The 25,649-nt window shown below is 70.5% G+C and carries 20 protein-coding genes and 2 tRNA genes; 16 read left to right on the forward strand and 6 right to left on the reverse strand.

Features of this window, described 5'->3' with window-relative positions; genetic code table 11:
- Nucleotides 1-75: 75 nt before the first annotated feature.
- Both AB0J04_RS07055 and AB0J04_RS07060 read right to left on the reverse strand, forming a co-directional pair.
- Nucleotides 76-4,482, reverse strand: a complete 4,407-nt coding sequence (locus tag AB0J04_RS07055) for a PAS domain-containing protein (RefSeq protein WP_363167333.1) — start codon at nucleotides 4,480-4,482, stop codon at nucleotides 76-78.
- Nucleotides 4,483-4,837: 355 nt separating this feature from the next.
- Complete coding sequence (locus tag AB0J04_RS07060) at nucleotides 4,838-5,386, reverse strand: SSI family serine proteinase inhibitor (protein ID WP_363167334.1); 549 nt, start codon at nucleotides 5,384-5,386, stop codon at nucleotides 4,838-4,840.
- Nucleotides 5,387-5,544: 158 nt separating this feature from the next.
- On the opposite strand from AB0J04_RS07060, the gene AB0J04_RS07065 reads away from it, so the two are divergent.
- Together AB0J04_RS07065 and AB0J04_RS07070 are read left to right on the forward strand one after the other, a co-directional pair.
- Nucleotides 5,545-5,635: transfer RNA gene (locus AB0J04_RS07065), tRNA-Ser, on the forward strand.
- A 206-nt stretch (nucleotides 5,636-5,841) separates the two neighbouring features.
- Nucleotides 5,842-5,914: transfer RNA gene (locus AB0J04_RS07070), tRNA-Arg, on the forward strand.
- A gap of 93 nt (nucleotides 5,915-6,007) precedes the next feature.
- Here the strand turns inward: AB0J04_RS07070 and AB0J04_RS07075 are convergent.
- A complete protein-coding gene (locus AB0J04_RS07075; RefSeq protein ID WP_363167335.1) occupies nucleotides 6,008-6,223 on the reverse strand; it encodes a hypothetical protein in 216 nt (71 codons plus the stop codon).
- 470 nt (nucleotides 6,224-6,693) lie between these two features.
- On the opposite strand from AB0J04_RS07075, the gene AB0J04_RS07080 reads away from it, so the two are divergent.
- The 6 genes from AB0J04_RS07080 (at nucleotide 6,694) to AB0J04_RS07105 (ending at nucleotide 12,348) form a co-directional block, all read left to right on the forward strand.
- Nucleotides 6,694-8,028 carry an ice-binding family protein gene (locus tag AB0J04_RS07080; RefSeq protein ID WP_363167336.1) on the forward strand — a complete coding sequence of 445 codons (1,335 nt, stop codon included), beginning with the start codon at nucleotides 6,694-6,696 and terminating at the stop codon, nucleotides 8,026-8,028.
- Nucleotides 8,029-8,143: 115 nt separating this feature from the next.
- On the forward strand, nucleotides 8,144-8,881 hold the full coding sequence (locus AB0J04_RS07085) for a DUF5819 family protein (protein WP_363167376.1): 738 nt from the start codon (nucleotides 8,144-8,146) through the stop codon (nucleotides 8,879-8,881).
- Complete coding sequence (locus AB0J04_RS07090; protein ID WP_363167337.1) at nucleotides 8,871-10,064, forward strand: HTTM domain-containing protein; 1,194 nt, start codon at nucleotides 8,871-8,873, stop codon at nucleotides 10,062-10,064. Before AB0J04_RS07085 ends, AB0J04_RS07090 begins: the two co-directional genes overlap by 11 nt.
- A gap of 150 nt (nucleotides 10,065-10,214) precedes the next feature.
- On the forward strand, nucleotides 10,215-10,907 hold the full coding sequence (locus AB0J04_RS07095; protein WP_363167338.1) for a hypothetical protein: 693 nt from the start codon (nucleotides 10,215-10,217) through the stop codon (nucleotides 10,905-10,907).
- A 367-nt stretch (nucleotides 10,908-11,274) separates the two neighbouring features.
- Nucleotides 11,275-11,874, forward strand: a complete 600-nt coding sequence (locus tag AB0J04_RS07100) for a hypothetical protein (protein WP_363167339.1) — start codon at nucleotides 11,275-11,277, stop codon at nucleotides 11,872-11,874.
- Between the two features lie 276 nt (nucleotides 11,875-12,150).
- Nucleotides 12,151-12,348 carry a hypothetical protein gene (locus tag AB0J04_RS07105; protein WP_363167340.1) on the forward strand — a complete coding sequence of 66 codons (198 nt, stop codon included), beginning with the start codon at nucleotides 12,151-12,153 and terminating at the stop codon, nucleotides 12,346-12,348.
- A gap of 166 nt (nucleotides 12,349-12,514) precedes the next feature.
- On the opposite strand, the gene AB0J04_RS07110 is transcribed toward AB0J04_RS07105, so the two are convergent.
- Nucleotides 12,515-12,727, reverse strand: a complete 213-nt coding sequence (locus AB0J04_RS07110) for a hypothetical protein (protein WP_363167341.1) — start codon at nucleotides 12,725-12,727, stop codon at nucleotides 12,515-12,517.
- A complete protein-coding gene (locus AB0J04_RS07115) occupies nucleotides 12,718-12,933 on the reverse strand; it encodes a hypothetical protein (protein WP_363167342.1) in 216 nt (71 codons plus the stop codon). The genes AB0J04_RS07110 and AB0J04_RS07115 overlap by 10 nt, the downstream gene beginning before the upstream one ends.
- A 357-nt stretch (nucleotides 12,934-13,290) precedes the next feature.
- Between AB0J04_RS07115 and AB0J04_RS07120 the strand changes: the two genes are divergently transcribed.
- The gene (locus AB0J04_RS07120) at nucleotides 13,291-15,138 is read left to right on the forward strand and encodes a protein kinase (protein WP_363167343.1); all 1,848 of its coding nucleotides are present in this window, start codon (nucleotides 13,291-13,293) and stop codon (nucleotides 15,136-15,138) included.
- An 84-nt stretch (nucleotides 15,139-15,222) separates the two neighbouring features.
- The gene (locus tag AB0J04_RS07125; RefSeq protein ID WP_363167344.1) at nucleotides 15,223-17,208 is read left to right on the forward strand and encodes an FHA domain-containing protein; all 1,986 of its coding nucleotides are present in this window, start codon (nucleotides 15,223-15,225) and stop codon (nucleotides 17,206-17,208) included.
- A gap of 7 nt (nucleotides 17,209-17,215) precedes the next feature.
- On the opposite strand, the gene AB0J04_RS07130 is transcribed toward AB0J04_RS07125, so the two are convergent.
- Complete coding sequence (locus AB0J04_RS07130) at nucleotides 17,216-17,719, reverse strand: MarR family transcriptional regulator (RefSeq protein ID WP_363167345.1); 504 nt, start codon at nucleotides 17,717-17,719, stop codon at nucleotides 17,216-17,218.
- Nucleotides 17,720-17,833: 114 nt separating this feature from the next.
- Here AB0J04_RS07130 and AB0J04_RS07135 point away from each other — a divergent pair, with 114 nt between their 5' ends.
- The 6 genes from AB0J04_RS07135 to AB0J04_RS07160 all read left to right on the forward strand — a co-directional run bounded on the left by AB0J04_RS07135 (nucleotide 17,834) and on the right by AB0J04_RS07160 (nucleotide 25,526).
- A complete protein-coding gene (locus AB0J04_RS07135) occupies nucleotides 17,834-18,259 on the forward strand; it encodes an HGxxPAAW family protein (protein WP_363167346.1) in 426 nt (141 codons plus the stop codon).
- Nucleotides 18,180-19,082: a DUF2797 domain-containing protein gene (locus AB0J04_RS07140; protein WP_363167347.1), complete on the forward strand. Its 903-nt coding sequence runs from the start codon at nucleotides 18,180-18,182 to the stop codon at nucleotides 19,080-19,082. The genes AB0J04_RS07135 and AB0J04_RS07140 overlap by 80 nt, the downstream gene beginning before the upstream one ends.
- 276 nt (nucleotides 19,083-19,358) lie before the next feature.
- The gene (locus tag AB0J04_RS07145) at nucleotides 19,359-20,099 is read left to right on the forward strand and encodes a response regulator transcription factor (RefSeq protein WP_363167348.1); all 741 of its coding nucleotides are present in this window, start codon (nucleotides 19,359-19,361) and stop codon (nucleotides 20,097-20,099) included.
- A complete protein-coding gene (locus AB0J04_RS07150) occupies nucleotides 20,096-21,724 on the forward strand; it encodes a HAMP domain-containing sensor histidine kinase (protein ID WP_363167349.1) in 1,629 nt (542 codons plus the stop codon). Before AB0J04_RS07145 ends, AB0J04_RS07150 begins: the two co-directional genes overlap by 4 nt.
- 14 nt (nucleotides 21,725-21,738) lie before the next feature.
- Nucleotides 21,739-23,286, forward strand: coding sequence for a bifunctional glycosyltransferase family 2/GtrA family protein (locus tag AB0J04_RS07155; RefSeq protein ID WP_363167350.1), 1,548 nt, complete (start codon nucleotides 21,739-21,741; stop codon nucleotides 23,284-23,286).
- Nucleotides 23,283-25,526 (forward strand): glycosyltransferase family 39 protein, encoded by a 2,244-nt coding sequence (locus AB0J04_RS07160; protein WP_363167351.1) that lies wholly within the window; start codon nucleotides 23,283-23,285, stop codon nucleotides 25,524-25,526. Before AB0J04_RS07155 ends, AB0J04_RS07160 begins: the two co-directional genes overlap by 4 nt.
- Nucleotides 25,527-25,649 lie beyond the last annotated feature (123 nt).

Consider the following 25,649-nt stretch of genomic DNA (forward strand, 5'->3'; position numbering starts at 1 on the left):
CCTGCTAAGGCGCCTGCTAAGGCGCCTGCTAAGGCGACTGGCAGGCCGGTGGCAGGCCGGTGGCAGGCCGGTGTCTCAGTTGGTGCCGATGCGGCCCAGCAGATCCACGATCCTGCCCTGCACCTCGGCGCTGGTGGACCGCTCGGCGAGGAACAGCACCGTCTCCCCCGACGCCAGCCGCGGCAGGTCCGCCTGGTCGACGGCGGCCGTGTAGACGACCAGCGGGGTGCGGTTGAGCTGCCCGTTCGCCCGCAGCCAGTCCAGGATCCCGGACTGCCGACGGTGCACCTGCATCAGGTCCATCACCACCAGGTTCGGCCGCAGCTGCCCGGCGAGCGTGACGGCGTCCGCGTCGCTCGCCGCCCGCGCCACCTGCATCCCGCGCCGCTCCAGCGTCGAGGTCAGCGCGAGCGCGATCTCGGCGTGCTCCTCGATGAGCAGCACCCGCGGCGGATGCTGCTCGGTGTCGCGCGGCGCGAGCGCCTTCAGCAGGACGGCGGGGTCGGCGCCGTACGCGGCCTCGCGCGTCGCCTGCCCGAGCCCGGCCGTGACCAGCACCGGCACCTCGGCGGCGACAGCGGCCGTGCGCAGCGACTGGAGCGCGGTGCGGGTGATCGGCCCGGTCAGCGGGTCCACGAACAGCGCGGCCGGGAACGCGGCGATCTGCGCGTCGACCTCCTCGCGCGAGTTCACGATCACCGGACGGTAGCCACGGTCGCTGAGCGCCGCCTGCGTGCTGACGTCCGGCGCCGGCCACACCAACAGCCGACGCGGATTGTCCAACGGCTCCGGGGGCAACTCGTCGTCCAGCGGCTGCGGCCGCGGCGGATCCGCCACCTCGACGGCCCCGCCGGGCCCGTCCAGCGGCTCGGGCCCCTCGGCGGCGTTCTCGTCCGGGGCCCCTATGGCGTACGACCGCCCGGCCCCCTCGGTACCCGTGCCACCGGGCATCAGCCGCACCTGCCCGGCGAGGGACGGCTGCGGCACGGCGGGGGTGGGGGTGGGCGGGGCGGGTGCGACCGGCGGCTGAGCCGCCGGCGGCTGCGGGACCCTCGGGACCTGCGGCGGCACGACGGGCTGCTCGGCCGACGGATGCGGACGGGCCGTCTGCTCCGGGCGCGTCGCCGGATCGGGCGGGGTCCCCAGCTTGCGGCGCCGTCCGGAACCACCGGGGCCGTGCGGGGCGGGGGTGGCGGTCGCCTGCGCCGACGGCAGCCCGGCCTGGGCCTGCTGCACCGGCGTCGGCTGCCCGTGCTGAGTGTGCTGGGCCTGCTGTGTCTGGTGCAGCTGCTGCACCTGCGCGGCCTGGCGGGTGAAGGGCACACCCTGCCCCAGCGTCCGCACGCTGATCGCCCGCCCCTGCGTCGAATGGGGGTCCATGGGGGCGGCAGCGGCGGCCGCCTCGGCGGGCAACGGCTGAGCCGCCCGCGGCGGCCCGACGACGGCCTCGGGCGGAAGCGGGGTGCCACCACCGGGAGTCGGCGCGGCCGGGACGGCGGGCGCGGCCTGCGCGGCGGCGGGGGCCTGCGCGGGAGCGAGGGTGTTCTGGACGGGACTCGGCACGGCTTCGGCCGGAAGCGGCTGCCCGACACCCTCCTGAGCCTGAGCCTGCGCCTGCAATTGAGGCTGGGCCTGGGGCTGCGGCTGCGGCTGAAGCTGGGGCTGGGGCTGCGCCTGGACCTGCGCCTGCGCCTGCGCCGGGACGGCGGCCTGGGCCACGGCCGGAACGCCCTGCCCGGGCACACCGACGACCTCCGCGGCCTCCGCGGGGTGCGCGGCGGCCCGTCGGCGGCGGCCCGTCGGCGCGCTGGTGGGGTGCGGTTGCGGCGGGGTGTGGTCGTCGGCCTGGTCGTGCGGGACGGCGTCGTGACGTCCGTGGTCGATCGCGGAGTCCTCGGCGGACCCCGTGACGGGCGCCTGGGCCTGAGCCGGAATCGGAGCGGGGGCTGGAACGGGAGCGGGAGCAGGCATCGGAACCGGAACCGGAACCGGGACCGGAACGGGACCCGCGGCCGGCACCGGCCCCGCCGCACGGGCCTGGTCGGCCGCATTCGTCCCGCCGGAGCCCTCCGGCACGCGGTCCGGCACGCGGTCCGCCTCGGCGGGCGGCAGGGCGAACACCGCACGCGGCTCCGCCTCCTGCGCGGCGGCGCGCTCGTTCGCGGCGGCGAGGGCACGCCGACGGCGCCCGCTCGGCTGGCCGGCCTCCGCGTCCCCGTCGGCGGCCGGGGCTTCGGCCGGTGCGCTCGTGAGCGCGGGCATCGGCGCGGGCGGCAAAGCGTTCTGGGGCTGCTGAGGGCCGTCCGGCTCGCGTCGGGCCCGTCGTCCGCCCGGCGCCGGAACGCCCTGCGGCGGAACGGTGCCGCCGAGCCCCGTACCCGAGGCGGCGGTCCCCGCGGCGTGCTCGGCGGCGGTGACGACGGCCCCCTCGCTCACCTCGGCGTCGGCCCCCGCGACAGCACCGGCGATGGCACCGGCGACGGCGACCTCGGCAGACCGCCCACGCCGCCGCCCGGAGCCCTCCGCGCCGCCCGCACCCTCCACCTCGGCCACCGGAAGCGGCGCCTCGCCCGGCGCCTCCTCCACCGCCGCAGCCCCGGCACGCCTGCGCCGACGCCCGGTCGGAACCACGGCCTCCGCCTCGGCGCCGCCCTCCGGACCGGGGCCGTCGCTCTCCAGGAAGGCGTCCACGGAGGACCGTCGGGCCCGTCGCCGCCCACCGACAGCCTCGTCCTCCGAGACCGCGCCCGTACCGGCGCCCGTACCGGCCGCGAGGGCGGGCAGGGCGGCCGCGGCCGGAGCCGGCACGGCTCCCGCGCCACCGCCCAACGGCACTTCGAGCACGTACGCGCTGCCGCTCATGCCCGGCACTTCGTGCGTCTGCAGCACACCCCCGTGCGCCCGGACGATCCCCCGCACGATCGGCTCGTGCACGGGATCGCCGCCGGCGTAGGGCCCGCGCACCTCGATGCGCACGACCTCGCCGCGCTGCGCGGCCGCGACGACGACCGTGTTGTCCATGTAACCGCCCGCCGAGACGGGCGCGTTGCCGGTGGCGTCGACGCCCGCGACGTCGGCCACGAGATGCGCGAGCGCGGTCGCGAGGAGCCGCGGGTCGACCTCCGCCTCGATGGGCGGCGCGTGCACGGCGAACTGGACCCGCCCCGGCCCGATGAGCTCCACCGCGCCGTCGACACCGGCGGCGACGACCGCGTCGAGCATCACCTTCGTACGGGCGAGGGTCACCATGCCGGTGTCGAGCCGCTGGTAGCCGAGGACGTTGTCGATGAGCGTGGTGATCCGGGAGTAGCCGGCCGACAGGTGATGCAGCACCTGGTTGGCCTCGGGCCAGAGCTGACCGGCGTCGTCGGCGGCGAGCGCGGCCAGCTCGCGGCGCAGCTCGTCCAGCGGGCCGCGCAGGGAGTCCCCGAGCAGCGTGAGCAGCTGGTCGTGCCGCCCGGCGAGCGCCTCGTACCGGTCCTTCTCCCGCTCGCCCAGCGCGGCGTACCGCTCCTCGCCGGCCGCGAGCTCCTCCTCGTGCTGCTCCTGTAGCTCCTCGAGCGCGGCGACGTGCTGTTGGCGCAGTGCGGTGAGGTCGGAGGCGTGCTCCTCGGAGAGCGCCTCCAACTCCGCCGTGTGCCGCTTCTCGACGGCGTCCTTCTCCTCGGCGAGGGCGTCGTAGGAGCGCCGGTCGGTGAAGGTCATGACGGCGCCGACGAGTTGGTCGCCGTCGCGCACCGGGGCGGTCGTCAGGTCGACCGAGACCTTGTCCCCGCTCTTGGACCACAACACCTGCCCCCGCACCCGGTGCTTGCGCCCGGAGCGGAGCGTGTCGGCCAGCGGGGACTCGTCGTAGGGGAACGGCGAGCCGTCGGCGCGCGAGTGCACGACGAGGGTGTGCAGCTCCTTGCCGCCGAGATCGCTCGCCCGGTAACCCAGTATCTGGGCGGCGGCCGGGTTGACGAGCACGATCCGCCCGTCGGTGTCGGTGCCGACGACGCCCTCGGCCGCGGCCCGCAGGATCATCTCGGTCTGGCGCTGCGAACGAGCCAGCTCGGCCTCGGTGTCCACGGTGCCGGAGAGATCGCGCACGACCAGCATCAGCAGCTCGTCGGAGGCGGAGGTGTAGCCGTAGCCGTCGTAGGCCTGCTGGCCGTTCTCCAGGTTCGCGCTGGTGACCTCGACGGGGAACTCGGACCCGTCGGTGCGCCGGGCGACCATCCGCGTCGGCTTGGTCTGCCCGCGCGGGTCCATGTGATCGGGGCGCCGCATGGACCCGGGGATGAGCTTGGAGTCGAACTGCGGCAGCAGATCGAGCAGTCCCCGCCCGACCAGGGCCGTCCCCGGCGTCTCGAAGGCCTCGAGCGCGATGGTGTTCGCGTTGACGACGGTCCCGTTGGCGTTGACCAGTACCAACGCGTCGGGAAGCGCGTCGAGTATGGCTGCGAGGCGAGCAGCGCCTCGGGATGGCCTGCTGCTCACGAGTCGCTTCCTCCCTGTTACCGCACCTTGCCGACCGCTCAGGCCATCTTGCCGACCGGCCCGCAACGTGTCACGCGAGGGAGTCTAAGGGCTGGGGTCCCGCCGACGGAGCCGGATGAGAGGGAGCTCGCACGACGAAGTGACACAGAACGTATGTCCCCGCCCGCCCCCACGCCCACTGGCCTGCACCGAAACCTGCCCCCATGCCCCGCCGACCCCTCACCGACTTCGCGACACCTGCGCCCGACCTTTACGGAACCGGTGCGTCTGCCATGAGCCGCCGAAGAGGGATCCGCAGGAGGTGGGGAATGAGGCAGGGAGTGCGGGGGATGAGGCAGGGAGTACGGGGGATGCGTCAGCGGGCGGCGGCGGTGGTGGTGGTGGTGGTGGTGGTGGTGGTGGCGGCGGCCGGCCGCAGATCGGGCAGCAGCGGCACGAGCCGGTCCCACCGCTCGATCTCACAGCCGTTGCTGCGGTCGTACGTGGCGTCGACCGGCCGTCCGGCCCAGCGCCCGGTGACATGGGCGGTGGCCGGCCCGCCGTACCGCATCGTGCAGACCCCGCCGCCCGGCACCGGCGCGAAGGCGTCCCTGCCCCACCGGGTGTTCCGGTCCACGGCCCGACAGGCGCTCCCCACGTCCGGGTGACTGCCGCGGCCCGGGTGGCAGTACACCTCGAACGTCCCGTCCACCCGCCCGCCGCCGTGCCGCACGGTGACCGTGAGGTGATCGCCGACGACCCGGTCCTCGTCCCGGACGGGCGGCGGCGCGACGGCGGTGAAGGCGTCGGCTGTCCCCGCGTGCGCGACGGGGCCGAGGCCCGACGAGGCGACCACGGCGGCGCAGACGGCGGAGGCGGTGGAGACGGTGACGGCGAGCCGTCGAAGCGGGGTGACCTGGAACATGACCTGACTAACGCCGGGCCGCCGCCGACGTTGCGCCGGCAGAAGTTCTTTGCCCTGCGCCCCGACTGCCTAGTACCGTGGAGGCCGATTGGTGACACGACGCTCGCCTGTGTCATCATCTTGCACGCACCACTCGCACACACGCGAGTGGCTGTGCTGGAGGCGTCGCCTAGTCCGGTCTATGGCGCCGCACTGCTAATGCGGTTTGGGACTTCAATCCCATCGAGGGTTCAAATCCCTCCGCCTCCGCGCGATCACCGAAGCCCCGGTCCGAGCGACCGGGGCTTCGTCGTTCCCGCCACTCCTCCGCAAGGCCCCCTGGGAGCCGTTTCCGCAGGTCACAACGGGTATGGCAAACGGATTTCACATGACGGCGGCAGTCATGTAATGTTCTTCCTGTCGCCGCGAGCGGGCCGGAAGGGCCGGGACCGAAGACAGAAAAACCGAATAAACAAGCACTCGTAGCTTAACGGATAGAGCATCTGACTACGGATCAGAAGGTTGCAGGTTCGAATCCTGCCGAGTGCACAGCAGACCAGAGGCCCCGCCGGTGAATCCGGCGGGGCCTCTGACGTCAACGGGTGACGTCAACGCCTCCGGAGGAGGCCCCGGAAGGACTGTTCAGCCGCCGAGGGCGCCGTTGGGCAAAAGCGTGCTGAGGGCGTTGCCGTTCAGGATGCCCGACAGGATGTTGTTGACCTGCGGGAGCAGGCTCCCGAGGGCCGGAGCCTCCGCAGCTTGGGCGCCGGCGACGCCGACGATCAGGAGTCCCGCTGTAAGAACGGCGACTGTCGCGGTGCGTACCGCGGTCCGCCGAGCAACGGTAGGAATGGTCATTTTTTCCTCCACGTTGTTGCAGGTCGCGGGCGACGTCCGCCCGACCTGATCAACGTGACAACTGTGTTGCGTGCCATGGGTTACTCCGGGCTCCGGCCCGACTCTCGGGAACCTGTTCAGGCGCACCCCTGCGGCCCGCTGACGACCGAGTGGCGCTCAGTGCGGTGACGGGCAAGGTCCGTCGACAGGCTGCGGTTCCTCGGATGAGGACCGCGGCGGTGACCGGTATTGCGCGGAGTAAGAAATGTGAATCAAAGTATTTACGCAGCATTGTGCGCTGTTTGTGTGAGCGGTAATTTCCCCCGCCTCGTCGAGGCCGGAACAAGGATATTTCTGCTTAATATGCGCCAGCAGTGAAAAGGCTTCCCGGGTGATCGGTAGGGCCCGGTACGCCACGGCCTCCCACAGGAAATGACCTTTTGATGAAGCTGAAGATTCCTCAAGCGGCTCGCCGCCGTACTTTGTTCGGCGTGCTGGGCTCGGCCCTTGCCGTGATGGTTGCCGCTGTGATGGTCGCCGTGACGCCGACGGTGGCGTCGGCGATCGCATTGCCGCCGCCTCTGGGCACAACCGCCAGCTACTCCGTTCTGGCGGGTGCAGGAGTCACCAACACCGGCAACTCGCGGCTCGCGCACGACCTTGGGTCGCACCCGAACGGGTCCCTCACCGGATTCCCGCCCGGTCTGGTGGGCGGTGCTGTGCACCCTGCGGACGCTCATGCCCTCCAGGCCAAGTCCGACCTGCTCCTGGCGTACAACAACGCCGCCGGCCAAGTGCAGGACTTCGCGCTTCCGGCGGGCATCGGCGGAGGTCCGGCGCTGCTTCCCGGCGTCTACCACGCCTCGATCGGTCTCGGCATCACCGGCGACGTGATCCTGGACGGTCAGGGAAGCTCCGACGGCGTCTGGGTATTCCAGATTCCTGAATCCCTGACGACTGCGACCTCCAGCCGGATTCTCCTCACGAACGGCGCTTCGCCGTGCAACGTGTTCTGGCAGGTCGGCGAAGATGCGTCGCTCGGTGTCACCACCAGTTTCGTGGGCACCCTCATGGTCGAGAACTCGATCACCGTGAACCAGGGAACGAACGTCGAGGGCCGGTTGCTGGCCTCGGTAGGTTCGGTGACCCTCAACAACAACAGGATCTTCCTCGGTGAGTGCGCGGCCTCCACGGCTGGTGGAGCGACCACCGGCACCACCACCGGCACGACCACCGGTACGACCACCAGTGGGGGCCTCGTCAGCGGTGGCCTCATCACGGGTGGCGTCCTGGGCGGACCCATCGTCGGGACCGGCGGCACCTCGGGCAACACCGCCGGTAACTCGTCTGGAAACACCGCGGGCAACACCGCCGGGAACAACGCGGGCAACACCGCGGGGAACACCACCGGCGGGAACACCGCGGGCAACAGCGCCGGGAACACGACCGGCGGAAACGGCCCCGGCGGGGACGACCACGCGCCGGGCGGACCGGGCGGACCGGGCGGACCGGGCGGACCGGGCCACGGTGGCAACGGTGGCAACGGAAGGCCGGACCACGGCGGCAAGCTCGACCTCGGGCAGTACATCCACCCCGGTAAGCCCGACCACGGCAAGTACGACCAGGGCCGGGAAGAGCACGGCAAGTACGACCAGGGCCGGGAAGAGCACGGCAAGTACGACCAGGGCCGGGAAGAGCACGGCAAGCACGACCAGGGCCGGGAAGAGCACGGCAAGCAGTCCGACGAGAACTTCGGCTACGACGACGTGCCCAAGGGCCACGAGGGCCACGAGGGCGGCGACCACGCCAAGGACTACGAGGGCTAGGCAGCGCACTGTGATCAGTCCGCTCACCGGATGACGGCGCGCGGCGGAACTCTCTTCGAGTCCGCCGCGCGCCTTCGGTGGCAGCCGACGCAGAAAGCAGGTGCGAGCAGCTGAAATGAGAAAGACAGGGTACGCGGTGTCGAGCGGAATTGACTCAGCGGATGTGAAGGAAGTTCAGCACTCCGAATCAGGTCCGGTCGTGCAGGAATGTCCTGACGCGACGGTCGTGCCGCCCAGGTTGCCGAGAGGTTCCCGTGCGCTGAGATCCGGACTGTGCGCCATTGTGGTCCTGTGCCTGGCGGCGAGTGTCGTCCACGTGATTCTGATGTTCCTCCACGTGGCACCGGCCAACACCGTCTCCAAGCGATACAGCCCGCTGATCAATGCCTGGGTGTACCCCTTCTTCGAACAGAATTGGCGGCTTTTCGCTCCGGACCCCGAATCCGTCAACCGGCAGATTCTGGCGAGAACCGCGCACACCGGTTCCGACGGATCGGTTCAGGTGAGTCCCTGGTTCGACCTGACCGCCGTGGACCGTTCCGCAGTTGTGCATGATCCGTTCCCGAGCCACACGGCGCAGAACATGTTGCGCCGCGCCTGGGCCGGTTACGTCGACTCGCACGGAGGAGACGACAAGGCGCGCACCGAACGCGCCCTGATGATGCAGAAGTACTTGAGCAACATCGCCGCGGACCGTGCCGCCGCCCGTAAGGACGGGGCCTTCGACTTCATCCAGCTCCGCGTCGTCACACTGTCCGTCCCCGCGGCCGGCCCCGCCGTCGGCGATCGCCTGCGGACGCCGGTCGAGAACCGGCTCCTGCCCTGGTGGAAGGTGTCCCGCCATGGAAACTGAGGCGCAGAGGACCGCGTCCGCCGGCGTCGGCCGGTGGCTCGCCGACCGGATCACCGCAGTGTGGGACCTCCTGACCGGCCGCCCGGTGTCCCTGTACGCGGCGTCGGTGCTGCGCATCGGCTACGGACTGCTCTACCTGGTCTTTCTGCTGCGCGAGTTTTCGCACCGTGACGAGATCTGGGGTCCGGGTTCTGCGTGGACGCCCGCCCTGGCACACCAGCTCTTCGAGCAGACGGGCTGGTTCAGCGTCCTGACCCTGTCCGACAGCCGCGCCTACTTCGAGCTCTGCTATGTGCTGGCGCTGGTCACGGCCGCACTGTTCATGCTGGGCTGGCGGACCCGTGTCCTGTCGGTCCTCTTCGCCGTCGTGGTGACCTCGTTCCACGGCCGGGCGATCTTCATGACGGACGGGGGCGACAACCTTGTCCTGCTGATGTCCGTCTACCTCGTCCTCACCGCGTGCGGCCGACGCTGGTCCCTGGACGCGCGCAGAAGCAGGCTGAAGGCGGTCGATGCGGGTGCCGCGTCGCAGCCGGCCGGGAGTCTCAAGCGGCAACTCCTCGATGCCCGGACCACTTTGATCACGGTGGTGCACAACTGCGGCATGTGCGTGATCGCGGTGCAGGTCTGTCTTCTCTACGGATCAGCCGGCCTGTACAAGGTGCAGGGAGCTTTCTGGGGCGGCGGCACCGCGCTCCACTACGTCCTGAACCTCGAACTGTTCCAGCCCTGGCCCGCCCTCTCCCACTTCGTGGACGAGTACACGATCGTGGTCGCCGTCGTCGGCTACATGACCGTGCTCTTGCAGGTGGCCTTCCCGTTCGTGCTCTTCGGCAGGCTCAAGTACCCCGTCCTCGCCATGCTGCTGGGTATGCACATCGGCATCGCCGTGCTGATGGGGCTGCCTCTCTTCTCCGGCGCGATGATCGTCGCGGACGCCGTGTTCCTTCCCGACCGCTTCTACACCTTCCTGCCTCATCTCTGCCGACGAGCGGCGCGGCGGACGGACAGCGGACGGTCGGCTCCCGGAGCGGCGGCGGGCCCCGGAGCCGTGCCTGCGCAAGGCGGGCCCGGCGGCGCACCCGGCTCGAAGCATCGAGTCGTGCTGCCGACAGGACGGAAGGACACCATGCCCGCCGCCGAGCCCGCGTGCCCCAGGCCTCCCTCGACAACGGCTGACTGACCCCCTGCCACGGCGACAGGGCACGCGGCGGAGCGAGCCGCCTGAATCAGCGACCCGCGCCCCCGGTACTCAAGCGTTCACGCCCTCTGTCTCCATCCGAGATTGCTCCCTAGAGTTTGATCAACTGGGCGGGTCGACTGGGGCGGCGGCATGGAGACGACACAGCGCGTGATCCACCGGAACGGGCTCTTCTCAAAGTTCCTGCTGGTACTCGTCGGACTCGCGGTGTTGTTCCTCTGCTACACCCTGGTCCGGGAGAACCTGCCGCAGCGACTCACCCGTGACTGGCCGTGGAAGCTCAAGCTTCTGGACATCCAGAGCGCGACGGCGGCCGTCCTCGCCACGGGCGGGGCATCTCTGGCTCGTGCCCAGTACGCGCGCACGGTCAGACCCGCCATCGGCTACTTCGGCCGTGTCATGGACGGCATGGCCCCGGACAGCCGTTTGGCTTGGGCGTGCCATTTGTTCAATGGTGGCCAGGATGTGGCTGTTACGACGCACCTGAGCTACTGGGTCACCTACACGTCCGCTGCGAAGGCCCAAGGCGGTGCAGTCGACTCCTCGGACTGGATGACCCATCAGGTGGCGGTGGACTCGATGGAGAGCCGAGCGCTGCTGAGCAGGCGAGACTTTGCCCTCGACCTCATAGGAGCTGGTCGGCCCATTCCAGGGGAACAGTTGATGTTCCTGGGCTGGTTCACAGAGGAGGCCATGAGCGAGGTGGAGAACGTATTCGTCAGAGTGCAGGTGGTTGATCGGGTCGGAGACACCCATGAGCGGATCATCAACCTGCTCAAGGGTGCCATTCGCACCCCTTTCCGACCGGACCCGCCTCCCTTCTGAGCGCGCGTACCGTTCGGCGTCGCTCGTCGGGTGCGGCTGAGGGGCTCCTGGACGCGATCCAGGAGCCCCTCAGGCCTTCGGCGGGGAACCGGTCGGTGCCGGTCTGATCCGGCGGGCGGTCTCCCATGAGAAAACAAGGCCAAGTTCAAGGATCAGCCCTGAGTTTCCTTGATTGAGTAAAGAGGCTTAAGTAAAGGCAACATTCTCACGCTTGTAGCAGTGGGCGCGGAGAAATCGCAGGTCCTGGCTGTCCAATCGCCAAGCTCAGCACTTGCTCAAATTATTCGAATTTTCTTGACGGTCATCCGGGCGGTGTCTGATTGTTGTGCTCATGCCGCTCCCGAGGGGAGCGAACGGGGAGGTAATTATGAAGACCGTGCTCACTCGTGCCCGGACAGCAGTTGCGCTGACTGCCTTTCTCGTCATCGGGGCGGGGGGAACGGGCACTGCATTCGCTGAAGATTTCCCGACGCAGGTCAATTCCGATCAGGACGGGAACCCGATTCCTGCGGCGCCGGCCGATGCCGGCGTCGACGGTCCGGTGCATACGGACGGCTGCCCGCCCGATCCGGCCATCTCCATCACCAAGGTGAAGAGCACGTTCGTCGGCGACAAGAGCAAGACCGTCTACGGTCAGTCCGGCGTCACGCTCTCGGTCTCGGTGGCCAAGGGCCACACCTGGACCGGCACCATCACGTATGCGGCAAAGCTGAGCGAGTCGATTATCGTCGCTTCCGCCGAGGAAACCATCAGTGGCTCGATCTCTTACGCCAAGACCACTACCGTCACCCTTGGCGGTACGTGGAAAGTTCCGGCGAGCCAGAAGGACGGATGGCTTGCCCTCGGTTCGAAGGGATACTCCTTCAACTGGGAGCGCGGTTCCTATAACGGCGGCTGCAAATGGATCGTCTCGAATCACGGGACCGCCAGGCTCCCGGCGCTCGCGCCCTTTATCGCCCACTCGTGAGTTGAGGACGATCTGATGAAGCCTTCCCTGCTGGTCGTCGGTCTGTCGGCCCTGGTGCTTGTGTCAGGCTGTTCCGGCGGCGCACACCCCCGGGCTACCGCCACCCACGGCGCGACCGATTCTCCGGTGCCGACCCCGACGAATCCGGCCGGCCTTCCCGATCCGGTTCAGTCCCCGATCCCCGTGGGGTCGAAGACGCTGTACACAGGGTCGGGTCACGGCACGGGCGGTGTCACGCTTCCGGCGTCAGCGGGGAAAGCCTCATCCGTCACGGTGATGTGGACCTGCGCCGGTCCCTCCAAGTTCAACATCACCGCCGCCGGAGAGGCCCTCGCCGGGTCTCAGTGCGGTGACGGGACCGGCGTGTTCACCGCACAGATACCGCACGCCAATATGCGCGAACTGGCGTGGAAGTTCTCGGCGGTCGATTCGGTGATCTGGCGGATCGTCGTCACCCAGCCACCCGAGAACTAGGAACGCCGCCGCCACCGTCTCGGGTTCCGTCTCGTTCAGCCTCACTCGGCCTTATTCAGCCTCATTCAGCCTCGTTCGCGACCGTCCGGACGGGGCCGGAGGCATGTCCGCTCCCGGCGGCCCGCGACCGGCGGGCGCGTGCGCGCAGGTGAACGTCCTTGCGGTGTCAGCTGCTTGGTTCCGGGCCCCAGCGTTCCGGCCCCGCTCCGCGCCACTCGATCCACGGCGCTTCCGTGAGCTCGGCAGGGTCGATCTCCAGGCCGGCTCGCCGGAGGAACTCGGCCAGGTCGGCCGCGTTGTGGGCCAGCCCGAGGATCTCGCCGTCCACACGCACGCGTCGGTGCCCTGCGGGAGTCGGCGGATGCACGATCACCCGCATCGGTCCGACCGCCCCAGGTCGCGCAGCTCCCGCCACTCCGCGGCGCTCGGCCGTCGTTGTCGCCAGTAGGGGTGGAAGAACAGCTGAGTCCAGCTCCGGTACAGGTGTCGGCGCAGCTCGGTACGGCCGGGCTGTGCCGCGAGCTGCCGGTAGGTGGCGCTCCACTCCTGCTGCGCCCGGGCGAGGTCGGCGGGAAACGGTCGCATGGGTAAATTCAATCACGTGTTCGATTTGTGGGTCCATGGCGAGGGTGGATGGCCGGGGCCCGGTGCGGGTAGCCACTTGAGGCGTGTCGGACAACAGGGCGAGAACTGCGACAAGTTGTCTGCCAAGAGGTGAACCAATCCTGTCGGCCTCTGCGTGTATCTGATAGCGACTCTTGCAACATCTGGTAGCGGCGGGCGGCACGGCAGCGCGTCGCCTCCACACGAGGAACTCCCAGAGGGACGGCGCCGGGCGCGGGCTCTCTGCCGAGCGGAGTACGCAGGGTGACGGGACTGCTGCGCGGGGGCGACATCGGTGATCGCCTCTGCAGCCGTACAAGGAGAGGGGGAGCCGCGCGGATGCGTGACAAGGAGGCCGTACAGGTGCCACCGGACCAGGAGCGCAGGGTCGCGGGCCGCTATCTGCTGCGGTCGCGCCTCGGCGAGGGCGGCATGGGAACGGTGTGGAGCGCGCGCGACGAGACACTGCACCGCGATGTCGCCGTCAAGGAGGTGCGCGCCCCGGCCGGGCTGTCCGCCGCGCACATCGAGCGGATGTACACCCGGCTGGAACGGGAGGCCTGGGCCGCCGCCCGCATCCCCAGCCGCAACGTGGTGACCGTCTACGACGTGGCCACCGACGGCGGCCGCCCCTGGATCGTCATGGAACTCGTGCGCGGCCGCTCACTGGGGGACCTGTTGCGCGCCGAGGGACCGCTGTCCCCGAAACGGGCGGCGCAGATCGGCGCCGAGGTCCTGTCCGCCCTTCGTGCCGCGCACGGCGAGGGCGTGCTGCACCGCGATGTGAAGCCCGCCAACGTGCTGCTCGGCAAGGACGGCAGCGTCGTGCTCACCGACTTCGGCATCGCCATGGTCGAGGGCGACTCCTCACTGACCATGACCGGCGAGGTCGTGGGCTCCCCCGAGTACCTTCCGCCCGAGCGGGCCCTCGGCCGTACTCCGGGTCCCGAGTCCGACCTGTGGTCGCTCGGCGTTCTGCTGTACGCGGCCGCGGAGGGCCTCTCCCCCTTCCGCCAGGACACTCCGCTCAACACCCTGCGCTCGATCGTCGACGACGATCTCCCGACGCCGCGCCGGTGCGGTCCGCTCACTCCGGTCATCGAGGGGCTGCTGCGCAAGGAGCCTGCCGAGCGCATGAGCGCCGAGCAGGCCGAGCGGGAGCTGCGGTCGATCGCGGCGGGCGAAACGGCCCGGACGGCCCCGGCGGTTCCGGCGGCCCCGGTGACCGCGACGCCCCCGACGGCCGCCGAGGACGCGCCCACGAGCGCCGCCCTGGAGGCCCCCACGGCCGTCGACGCCTTGGAGGCGCCTACGGTCGGTGACGCTCCCACGGCCGGTGCAGCTCTCACGGTCGGAGACGTACGGGCCGTCGGTGACGCACGGACCGTCGCTGACGTACCGCCTCTCGACGCCGCACCGACGGCAGTGGCGCACGCCGTGACCGAGACAGTGCTTGCCCAGCCCGCGCAATCCCCGCAGCCCCCTCGACCCGCACCCGCAGCCGCACCCGCAGCCGCACCCGCACCCGCACCCGCACCCGCACCCGCACCCGCACCCGCACCCGCACCCGCACCCGTGCCCACGCCCACAACCTCCGCGGCGGCTGTCGCCACCGCTCCGCTCGGTGTGTTCGGGCCGCCCATCGCCTTCGAGCCGCCGGCTGCCGTCGTCCCGCGTCGTGGCCGGCGCACCGCGGCCGTGATCGCGGGCGCGGTGGCGTGCGTCCTGCTCATCGCCGGGCTGAGCTACGCGCTGGTCGGTCGTGGCGACGACGAGAAGGGGGACGGCAAGGCCGCGAGCACGGGCAGTGCGTTGCCGAGCCGGTCCCAGCAGTCCCAGCAGGACACCGCGCAGCAGGTCCGGGTGACGGTGACGGGTGTGAACACGACCTACAGGGGAGCCTGTTCGCCGCCGGCCGACCAGGCCCCCACCTTCACGGCGACGTTCGCCGTGGACCAGGCACCGGCCGAGATCACCTATCGGTGGGTGTCCAAGGACGGTTCGGTCGTCGATCACGAGTGGCGCTCCGTCACCTTCCCGAGCGGCGGGGACCGTACCGGCCAGGACACCGTGCGGCTGACGGCGTACTCCAAGGCCGGAACCTTCACCAGCGAGATCGGAGTGGAGGTCAAGGGCCCTCTGGGGACGACCTCGAACACGGTGCCCTTCTCCGTGACGTGCGAGTAGCCCGTCCGACACCATGGACGCCATCGCCGTCGAGCTGGATGCCATTGCCCCTGAAAACGAGTGCCGTTGAAAAGGAGTGCGCAGGTGCCCTCGGTCATCGTGGGACGTACGGGTCCCTTCACTGGTCAGAGTGTGGTTCTGGACGGCTCACCGCTGACGCTCGGTCGTAAGGGCGACAACGGAATCGTGCTCGTGAGCGCCAACGCCTCGCGTCTGCACGCCGAGATCGTCACGGAGGACGCCGGGTTCGTCCTGTACGACCGGGACAGCCGCAACGGCACGTACGTCAACGACGAACGCGTCACGCGGCATGTGCTGCGCCCCAACGACTGCATACGAATCGGCGACGAGACCTTCCTCTACGAGGCGCAGGAAGCGATGGAGACGGTCATGGACCTCTCCCTGCTCAACTCGCCGCGCGTCGACCCGAACGCCGACCCCGGCACCCTGCGCGTCACCGTCACCGGCGGTGGGCCGGTCGGCCTCGCCCTGGCCCTGGCGCTGGATGAGCAACTCCCGGGACGTGCGCAGATCACCGTGTACGACGCCCGGTGGCGCAAGGAGGGCTCCACCGTCGTCTGGAAGGACGAGCGGCACGGCAACGTGCGCCGCCAGCAGGTCGTGACCGTGCAGAGCCGGCAGTACCTGGCGCTGTCCGAGGAGGTCCGCTCGGCGCTGTTCGACGACTCGGGCGGTTTCTCGGAGATGTGGCCCGTCGGACCGGACTCCGTGGACGGTCGTCCGCCCCGCAACATCCGCATCGCCCGCGTCGAGGACCAGTTGCTGGCGCTGGCCAACAAGCGCCAGGCCATCAGGCTGGTCCCCGAGCGTTTCGACGTGGAGGAGCAGCAGAACCGGCTTGCTCACCACCATGTCCTCGTCATCGCCGAGGGCGGACGTTCCCGTACCCGCGAGCACTACGCGGACCGCTTCGGGGCGGCCGACGCCTCGATCTACTCCCTCGACGGCGAGCACCTGCGCGATGTCGTCCTGGGACTGCGGGTGAAGTCGACGCTGTCGGACCCGACGAGCGTCCTGCTCACCGTGTCCCAGAACCGCTTCCTGCTCAACTCGCTGCGCGGCGAGGGCTTCCTGAACATGCGGCTCACCCGCGAGGAGGCCGAGGACGTGATCGGCATCGATCCGGTCCGCAAGGTCTTCGAGGAGTGCATCGCCGCGCGCCCCTGTGTCATGACCCGGGGTGAGCACAACGAGTTCGTCTGCCCCACGCACGGCACCCTGTTCCTGCCCGCCCTGCTCCAGGGCTCGCCGCTGTGGCAGCGGATCCAGGAGGGGCTGAAGCTGTTCGGGGTGCCCGAGGAGGATCTGTCGGCGGTCACCTCGTTCCGTCTGGACATGGTGCAGCGCCCGCGCTTCTCGGCCCAGCTCAGCCGGCCCACCGCGAAGACCCCGGGGACCTTCGGCTTCCTGCTGGGCGACGCGGCGAACGCCATCCACTTCTGGCCCGGCCGCGGCCTCAACAGCGGGCTGGCGTCGGCCACTTCGCTCGCCCGCTCGCTCAGCCGCGTCTGGCAGGGCCGACCGCTGCGCGACGCCGACTTCATCCGGCACGAGGCGGCCATGTCGATGCTTCAGTACCGGCACAAGTCCCGGGCCTGGAACGCGATGGTGACCACCGACGCCGAGGGCGTCACCCGCGCCATCAAGGACATCGTCGCCCGCAGCATGGAGCCGGACGACGGTTCGGCGGCGCGCCGCTCCGACCTCGACCTGCTGCTGGACCGCATGGTCGCCATCCGCGAGCGGCTGTCGTCCCGCCTTCCGGGCATGCCGACCGACGACGAACTGCGCGCCCTTCTCGCCACGCTCGCGCCGGAGACGCTGCGCACGCTTCAGGAGAGCGGGGCGTGGGACACCCTGATCGTCAGCGGTGAGGAGGCCGACATCGACATCTTCTACCAGTCGGAGGTCCCCGTCTTCGTCCCCCGGCCTGCCGACCCCCGCCCGGAACCCCGACCCGACCCGCGCACCGACCTTCCGCCGCACGTGCCGCAGGAGGCCGGGTTCCTCAACCCGCACAACGCGGGTCCGGCCGTCCCGTCGTCGTGAGCCCCGCTCATTCCGCCTCCTCCTCCCGTAGTCGGAGTTCCTCCCGGTACGCGTTCGCGAGCGTCGTCGCTCGGGTGAACCAGTCCGCGAGGACGGCGATCTCCTGCGGCGAGTAGTCGGCGAAGAGGGCGTCGAGGCGGGCGTAGTGCGGCTCGTAGAGGGCGTAGACCCTGGCCACCGCGGAGGGGACCGCCGCCACGCGGACTCGGCGGCGGTCCTGGGGGTCGGGGCGGCGGGTGACGTAGCCGGCGCGTTCCAGGCGGTTGAGGATGCCGGTCACCGCGCCCGTCGTGACATGGACCCGGGACGCGAGGTCGCCGGCGGTGAGGAGGTCCTCGCCGGCCTGGATGACGTAGGCGAAGCAGGTCAGGTCGGTGACGTTCAGGTCCAGGCGCTGGGCCATCTCCTGCTGGCCGACCATGCTGGCCGCGATGAGGTCGTCCATCGCCGAGAGCGCTTTCGCGGGGGTGGCGGCGGGGCGGGGCGGGAAGGGAAGTGGGGCGGAGGTCATCGCGGGTCCGGGTCCTCTCCGGTGCGTCGGTGCTGGGTCCTTGTTATCTGCTTTCCACATGTCTTACCTTGTAAGAGGTTTCTGTATCTAACTTCTTAGGTGGTGAGAGATTCTGTGGCTGGGCATCTGTACGACGAAGGGCACACGATCGCCGGGTGGAGCGGGGTGGCCGTCGCGACCGTCGGGGTCTCCCTGATGGGCGTGGGGGTGTGTGCCGTCTCCGTGCCCGCGCTGGTCGGCGGGGGCGTCGTCGCCGCGCTGGGCCTGCTGGTCACCTGGGGGCTGCATCTCGCCGGGTGGGGCAAGCCGCCGGGGAAGCGGCCCCGGGCGGAGTGGGGCATGCGGGTGCGGGATCCGGGGGCCCGGGAGGGGCATCCCGGGTGCGTGGGGTGCCGGCTCGCCGGGCGCGGGCGGACGGCCGGGACCGCGTTGTCAGTGCCGGGGCCTACCGTTGCGGGTGATGGCACAGGCATGGAAGTGCGCGGGGCTGCGGTGGTCGCCGGAGGGTCCCACGCTGATGTGGGACGGGGGGCGTCGTAGTCCGCTGTCCTGGGGGAAGCAGGTCTCCTTCGAGGTGGCGGGGGGCAGGGTGCGGCGGTGCGTCGGGGCTCAGGGCCACGCGTGTCCCCGGGGGACGGGGGTCTCCGGGAGGAGCACCGGGGCCCGGTGCGAGGAGTGCGCGCGGCTGGACCGGGCGCACTCCGTCGCCGCCGACGCGGTCGCCGACGATCCGCGGCCGTACCGCGTGTATCTCGCCTGGTTCGGGCCCGGCCTGGTCAAGGTCGGGATCACGGCGGTCGAGCGCGGGTCGGTGCGGCTGCTGGAGCAGGGCGCGGTCTGTTTCAGCTGGCTCGGCGCCGGGCCGCTGATGGCCGCCCGGCGCACCGAGGAACTGCTGCGGGCCGCGCTGCGGGTTCCGGACCGGATTCCGTACGCCGACAAGCGGGCGGTGCGGGCCGCGTTGCCGGCGTCGGAGGCGGAACGGGCCGGTGAGATACGCGAGGTGTACGGGCGGGCCGTGGAACTGGGCGGCTGGCCCGAGTCGTTGGAGCGTGCCCCCTTCCACCCCGTCGATCATGTGCGGGCGTTCGGGCTCGCCGGGGCGCCCGCCGCCTTCGGGGAGGTGCGCGAGCTGGTCCCCGGCGGCTCGTTGAGCGGGCGGCTGGTCGCGGCCGCCGGCCCCGATCTCCAACTGACCACCGGGGAAGGGGCGATCGTGCTGGACACGCGATTGATGCGGGGGTGGGAGCTGGGCCCGGCGGCGGCGGACGCCGGCGAGGCCGCCGATCCCGCAGGTCGGCAAGCACGCTTTCCCGTCCGCCGGTTCACCAGCGACGACCATCGTCAGGACGGCCTGTTCTGAGGGCGCGACGGGCTGTTCCGGCCGGTCGGTCGGGCGGTGCTTCCTGTGCATCGCCCAGGTGGATCACAGGCGCCGTTCGAGCGGTCGGCCCAGACGATTTTCAGACAAGGCCGTCTCCGCGCGCGCAGAAGGGGAGATCTCCGGTCATGTCGCCCGGCGTTGTCGGGGCGACGCAAGGAGTTCCCAGGCGTTGCCTGAGAGGCGCCTGTGCGTTTCTTAGGGAAATCACAGACTAGGGAAAGGGTGTTCTCAGGGGACCCCGACAAGGTATCCACCATGACCACGACCTCGCCCCAGGGGCGCACCGAACTGCTGAGGCCGGACGGGAGCCCCGTCCGAGTGCTTGTGGTGGACGACGAAATGTCGATCACCGAACTGCTGTCCATGGCCCTGCGCTACGAGGGATGGCAGATCCGCAGTGCCGGGGACGGCACCGGCGCCATCCAGACAGCGCGGGAGTTCCGTCCCGACGCCGTCGTCCTCGACATGATGCTGCCGGACATGGACGGGCTGACCGTCCTGGGGCGGCTGCGCCGTGAGCTGCCGGAGGTGCCGGTGCTCTTCCTGACGGCCAAGGACGCGGTCGAGGACCGTATCGCCGGACTCACCGCCGGCGGCGACGACTACGTCACCAAGCCGTTCAGCCTCGAAGAGGTCGTGGCCCGGCTGCGTGGGCTCATCCGGCGCTCCGGCGCCGCAGACCGGCGCTCCGACTCCGTGCTCGTCGTCGGGGACCTCACCCTCGACGAGGACAGCCACGAGGTCTCGCGGGCCGGGGACAACATCCACCTGACCGCCACCGAGTTCGAGCTGCTGCGCTTCCTGATGCGCAACCCGCGGCGCGTGCTCAGCAAGGCGCAGATACTCGACCGCGTCTGGTCGTACGACTTCGGCGGCCAGGCCAACGTCGTCGAGCTCTACATCTCCTACCTGCGCCGCAAGATCGACGCCGGTCGCGAGCCGATGATCCACACCCGGCGTGGCGCCGGGTACCTGATCAAGCCCGCCGCGTCATGAGCGGACGACGACGGCCGCGTCCGCAGAAGCGACGAGCGGGACAGCCGCGCACCCTGCGGACGCGACTCGTCGTCGTGTCCGTGACCCTCATCGCCGTGGTCTGCGCGGTGATCGGCACGGTGACCACCCTGGTGCTGCGGGATCACCTGTACGGGCAGCTGAACGGCTCCCTGAAGGAGGTCGCCGCGCGCGCTTCGGGTGGGCCTGTCGGAGGACCCGGCGGCAAGGACGCCAGCAACCCCAAGAACGACGAACTCGACCAGCAGACGACCGAGATCGACAAGTTCGTCACCCAGGGTCCGCAGCCCGGCGGCAGCACGCTCGCAGCGAAGGTCGAGAACGGCTCCATCACCAGCGCCGTGGTCGGCGAGAAGAAGAACGACGACAACAACATCCCGCAGATGAACGCGGATCCCCTCTCCGAGGCCGCGATCAGGGCGCTCGGCTCGGTCGCGCAGGACGGGAAGCAGCACACCGTCGACATCCCCGGTCTCGGCACGTACCGGGTCCAGTACGTCGACGGCAACAAGGGCACCTACTACGTAGGGCTCCCCACCTCCGACGTCGACGGCACCATCAGCACCCTGATCCTGGTCGAGGTCAGCCTTACCGTCTCCGGTCTCATCGCCGCCACTCTCGCCGGCGCCGTCATGGTCAGTGTCGCCACCCGCCCCCTCCGCAAGGTCGCCGCGACCGCCACCCGGGTCTCGGAACTCCCCCTGCACACCGGTGAGGTCAACCTCAGCGAGCGGGTGCCGGAGTCCGAGACCGATCCGCACACCGAGGTCGGACAGGTCGGCGCCGCGCTCAACCGGATGCTGAACCACGTCCACGGCGCCCTGCACGCCCGCCAGGAGAGCGAGATGCGGGTCCGCCAGTTCGTCGCGGACGCCAGTCACGAGCTCCGCACTCCCCTCGCCTCCATCCGCGGCTACGCCGAGCTGACCCGGCGCGGACGCGAGGAGGTCGGACCCGACACCAAGCACGCGCTGGGCCGGATCGAGTCCGAGGCCGGCCGGATGACCTTCCTCGTCGAGGACCTCCTGCTGCTCGCCCGCCTGGACGCCGGACGGCCGCTCCAGTTCGAGCAGACCGACCTCGTCCCCCTCGTCATCGACACCATCAGCGACGCCCGTGCCGCCGGACGCGAACATGTCTGGCGCCTCGAACTTCCCGACGAGCCGGCCCTCGTGTCGGCGGACGCGGCCCGGTTGCAGCAGGTGCTGGTCAACCTCCTGGCCAACGCCCGTACGCACACCCCGCCCGGCACGACCGTCACCGCGCGCGTGCAGCGACGTGGGCCGTGGCTGTGCGTGGACGTCCAGGACAACGGTCAGGGCATTCCGTCCGACCTGCTCCCGCATGTCTTCGAACGGTTCGCGCGAGGCGACTCCGCGCGCTCCCGTGCCACCGGTTCCACCGGCCTCGGCCTCGCCATCGTGCAGGCCGTCGCGACCGCGCACGGCGGCGCCGTGACCGTCGACAGCGTGCCGGGGCAGACCGTGTTCACCGTGCATCTGCCCGCGCTCGGTCCCGCCGTCCCCCAGCCCGCCCCCGAAACGAACTGGCAACTCGACTCACAGGTCGAGCACAGTGCCACCACATGGGTGCAACAGGGCGCCTGAGGAAAGTAGGTGGCATGCGAACCGACTCTTCTCCCGGCACCCTGCCGGCGCGGGAGCACCTCCCGGCCGTCACAGCCGGTACGCCTGTCCTGGACGTAGTGATCCCCGTCTACAACGAGGAGAAGGACCTCCAGCCCTGTGTCCAGAGACTGCACGACCATCTGACGCGTACGTTCCCGTACTCGTTCCGCATCACCGTCGCGGACAACGCGTCGACGGACAGCACCCCTGTGGTGGCGCAGCGGCTGGAGGCGCGGATCCCGGAGGTGAAGAACTTCCGGCTCGAGCAGAAGGGCCGCGGCCGTGCGCTGCGGACCGTCTGGTCCGCCTCGGACGCCCCGATCCTCGCGTACATGGACGTGGACCTGTCCACCGATCTCAACGCGCTGCTGCCGCTGGTGGCACCGCTGATCTCCGGTCACTCCGACCTGGCCATCGGCTCCCGGCTGGCCCGTAGCTCCCGGGTGGTGCGCGGGCCGAAGCGGGAGTTGATCAGCCGCGCCTACAACCTGATCCTGCGCGGCTCGCTCCAGGCGCGCTTCTCGGACGCGCAGTGCGGGTTCAAGGCGATCCGGCGTGACGTCGCACAAGTTCTGCTCCCCCTGGTGGAAGACACCGGCTGGTTCTTCGACACTGAGATGCTGGTGCTCGCCGAACGTGCCGGGCTCCGTATCCACGAGGTGCCGGTCGACTGGGTCGACGACCCGAACTCCACGGTGCACATCGTGAAGACGGCGACCGACGACCTGAAGGGGGTGTGGCGTGTGGGCAAGGCCCTGGCCACCGGCTCGCTGTCGCTCGACCGGCTCACCCGACCGTTCGGCGACGACCCGCGCGACCGGGACATCCAGGACGTGCCCAAGGGCCTGGCCCGGCAGCTCGTCGGCTTCTGCGTCGTGGGCGGCCTCTCCACCCTCTTCTACCTCCTTCTCTACAGCGGCTTCCGCCAGTTCAGCGGCTCGCAGGTCGCCAACGCGCTCGCCCTGCTGGTGTCCGCCGTCGCCAACACCGCCGCCAACCGGCGCCTGACCTTCGGGGTGCGGGGCCGGGGCGGGGCCATCAAGCACCAGGCACAGGGCCTGGTCGTCTTCGGCATCGGCCTCGCGCTGACCAGCGGCTCGCTCGTCGCGCTGAACGCGGCGTCCTCCGACCCCGCGCACTCCACCGAGCTGGCGGTCCTCATAGCCGCCAACCTCGCGGCGACGGTCCTGCGCTTCCTGCTCTTCCGCGTCTGGGTGTTCTCCGACCGGCGGGACGACGGCGACGACCCGGCGACGACGCCGGCCGCGGTCGCCGCTGACACCCCGGTCCACCCCGCGGGGCCGTCCCCGGCGATGTACACGACCGCGTCCGCGCAGGCCGGCGGCCCCTTCGTGCCGCTGCCGCAGCGCCCGGTCTCCCACCACCCGCACCACCCGCACAGCGCCACCCACGCACACGGCGCCACCGACACGACGACTCAGTTCCGCGCCGGCGAAGCCGCGGACGGCACCTGGAGGGACGCCACCATGCAGCTGCAGCCGGTGCGCCCCCACGACACCGACCCGGGGGACGCCCGATGACCACGCACATCGATCAGCCGACGGCCCACTGGGGGCCGTCGCCCGCAGCGCCCCCGCAGGAACCGCTCGTCCCGGCCCCCGATTCGGGTGAGCCCAAGCAACCCCTGCACCGCAGAATGTGGCGCGGCCGCCCCGAGGACCCCCGCTGGGCGCGCCCGGCCTTCCTCGGACTGCTCGCCGCCACCCTCGTCCTCTACCTCTACAACCTGAGCGCCTCCGGCTACGCCAACTCCTTCTACTCCGCGGCCGTCCAGGCCGGCAGCCAGTCCTGGAAGGCCTTCTTCTTCGGCTCGCTGGACGCGGGCAACGCCATCACCGTCGACAAGCCCCCGGCCTCGCTGTGGCCGATGGCGTTGTCGGTGCGGATCTTCGGCCTGAACTCCTGGGCGATCCTCGCCCCCGAGGTGCTGATGGGCGTCGGCACGGTCGCCGTCGTCTACGCCTCCGTGCGCCGCCGGTTCAGCGCCCCGGCCGGTCTGATCGCCGGCGCCGTGCTGGCGCTGACCCCGGTCGCCGCCCTGATGTTCCGGTTCAACAACCCGGACGCGATGCTGGCCCTGCTGATGGCCGTGGCCTGCTACTTCACGGCCCGCGCGGTGGAGGACGGCCGGACCAAGTGGCTGGTGTGGGCCGGGGTCGCGATCGGCTTCGCATTCCTCGCCAAGACCCTCCAGGCCTTCCTGATCCTGCCGCCGCTCGCGATCGTCCACGCGGTCTGCGCGCCGGTGAGCGTCAAGAAGCGGTTCGGACAGCTGGCCGTCGCCACCGGCGCGCTGATCGTGTCCGGCGGCTGGTGGGTCGCGATCGTCGAGCTGTGGCCCGCCTCCTCCCGCCCGTACATCGGCGGCTCGCAGAACAACTCCTTCCTGGAGCTGACCTTCGGCTACAACGGTCTCGGCCGCCTCAACGGCGAGGAGACCGGCAGCGTCGGCGGCGGCGGTGGCGGTGGCGGCGGTGGCGGCACCGGCCAGTGGGGCGAGACCGGCTGGGACCGGATGTTCAACTCCGAGATCGGCGGCCAGATCTCCTGGCTGCTGCCGGCGGCGCTGATCCTGTTGGTCGGCGGCCTGGTCGCCACCGGCAAGCTCAAGCGGACGTCGACGACCCGCGGTCTGTTCCTGGTCTGGGGCGGCTCGCTGCTGATCACGATGGTCGTCTTCAGCTACATGGCGGGCATCTTCCACCAGTACTACACGATCGCTCTCGCCCCCTACATGGCGGCCGTGATCGGCATGGGCGCCGGGCTCCTGTGGGAGAAGCGGTCCGAGATGTGGGCCTCGATCACCCTCGCGGCCTCGGTCGTGGCGGCGGCGGTCTGGTCGTACGTCCTGCTCAACCGCACCTCCGACTACCTGCCCTGGCTGAAGTGGCTGGTCCTCATCGGCGGCCTGGCCGCCGCGCTCGGCCTGGTCTTCGCCGGCCGGATCAACCGTCAGCTCGCCCTCGCGGCGGCCTCCGTGGGCCTGGTGGCCGCGCTGGCCGGCCCGACGGCGTACACCGTCAGCACGCTCCAGGAGGGCCACACCGGCTCCATCGTGAGCGCCGGCCCGGCCGGCGCGAGCATGATGGGCGGCGGCGGCCCGGCTGGCGGCGGTGGCCGAGGCGGCGGCAACGGCGGCGGCCCCGGCGGCCAGAACCAGCAGAACGGCAACGGCAACACGCAGAACCAGCAGGGCGGCGGCATGGGCGGCTTCCCCGGCGGCGGCATGCCCGGCCAGAACCAGCAGAACGGCAACAGCAACGGCAACGGCAACACCCAGAACCAGGGCCAGGGCCAGGGCCAGAACCAGCAGGGCGGCATGCCCGGCGGTCAGACCGGTCAGACCGGTGAGGGTGGCGGCGGCATGGGCGGCGGCGGTGGCGTCGGCGGTCTGCTGAACGGCGCCTCGGTCACCGACGAGGCCAAGAAGCTGCTGGAGGCCGACTCCGGCAAGTACACCTGGGCCGCGGCCGCGATCGGCGCCCAGAACGCCGCGAGCTACCAGCTCGCCACGGGTGACGCGGTGATGGCGATCGGCGGCTTCAACGGCACCGACCCGTCGCCGACGCTGGCGCAGTTCAAGCAGTACGTGGCCGACGGAAAGATCCACTACTTCATCAGCAGTGGCTCCGGCGGGGGCATGGGCGGCAGCAGCAGCGGTACGTCCTCGCAGATCAGCACCTGGGTCGAGGCCAACTTCAAGAAGGTGACGGTCGGTTCGGCCACCTTCTACGACCTGACGCAGCAGGCGAGCAGCTGACGCGGAACAGACAGGCAGCCGAAGGGCGGTGGCTCAGTGCCACCGCCCTTCTTCGTGTCTCCGTCTTCGTCATCTCCGTCTTCATAACTCCGTTGTACGCCGTATAGGTATCGTTCTACGGTG

The organism is Streptomyces sp. NPDC050263 (assembly GCF_040655955.1).
GTDB lineage: Bacteria > Actinomycetota > Actinomycetes > Streptomycetales > Streptomycetaceae > Streptomyces.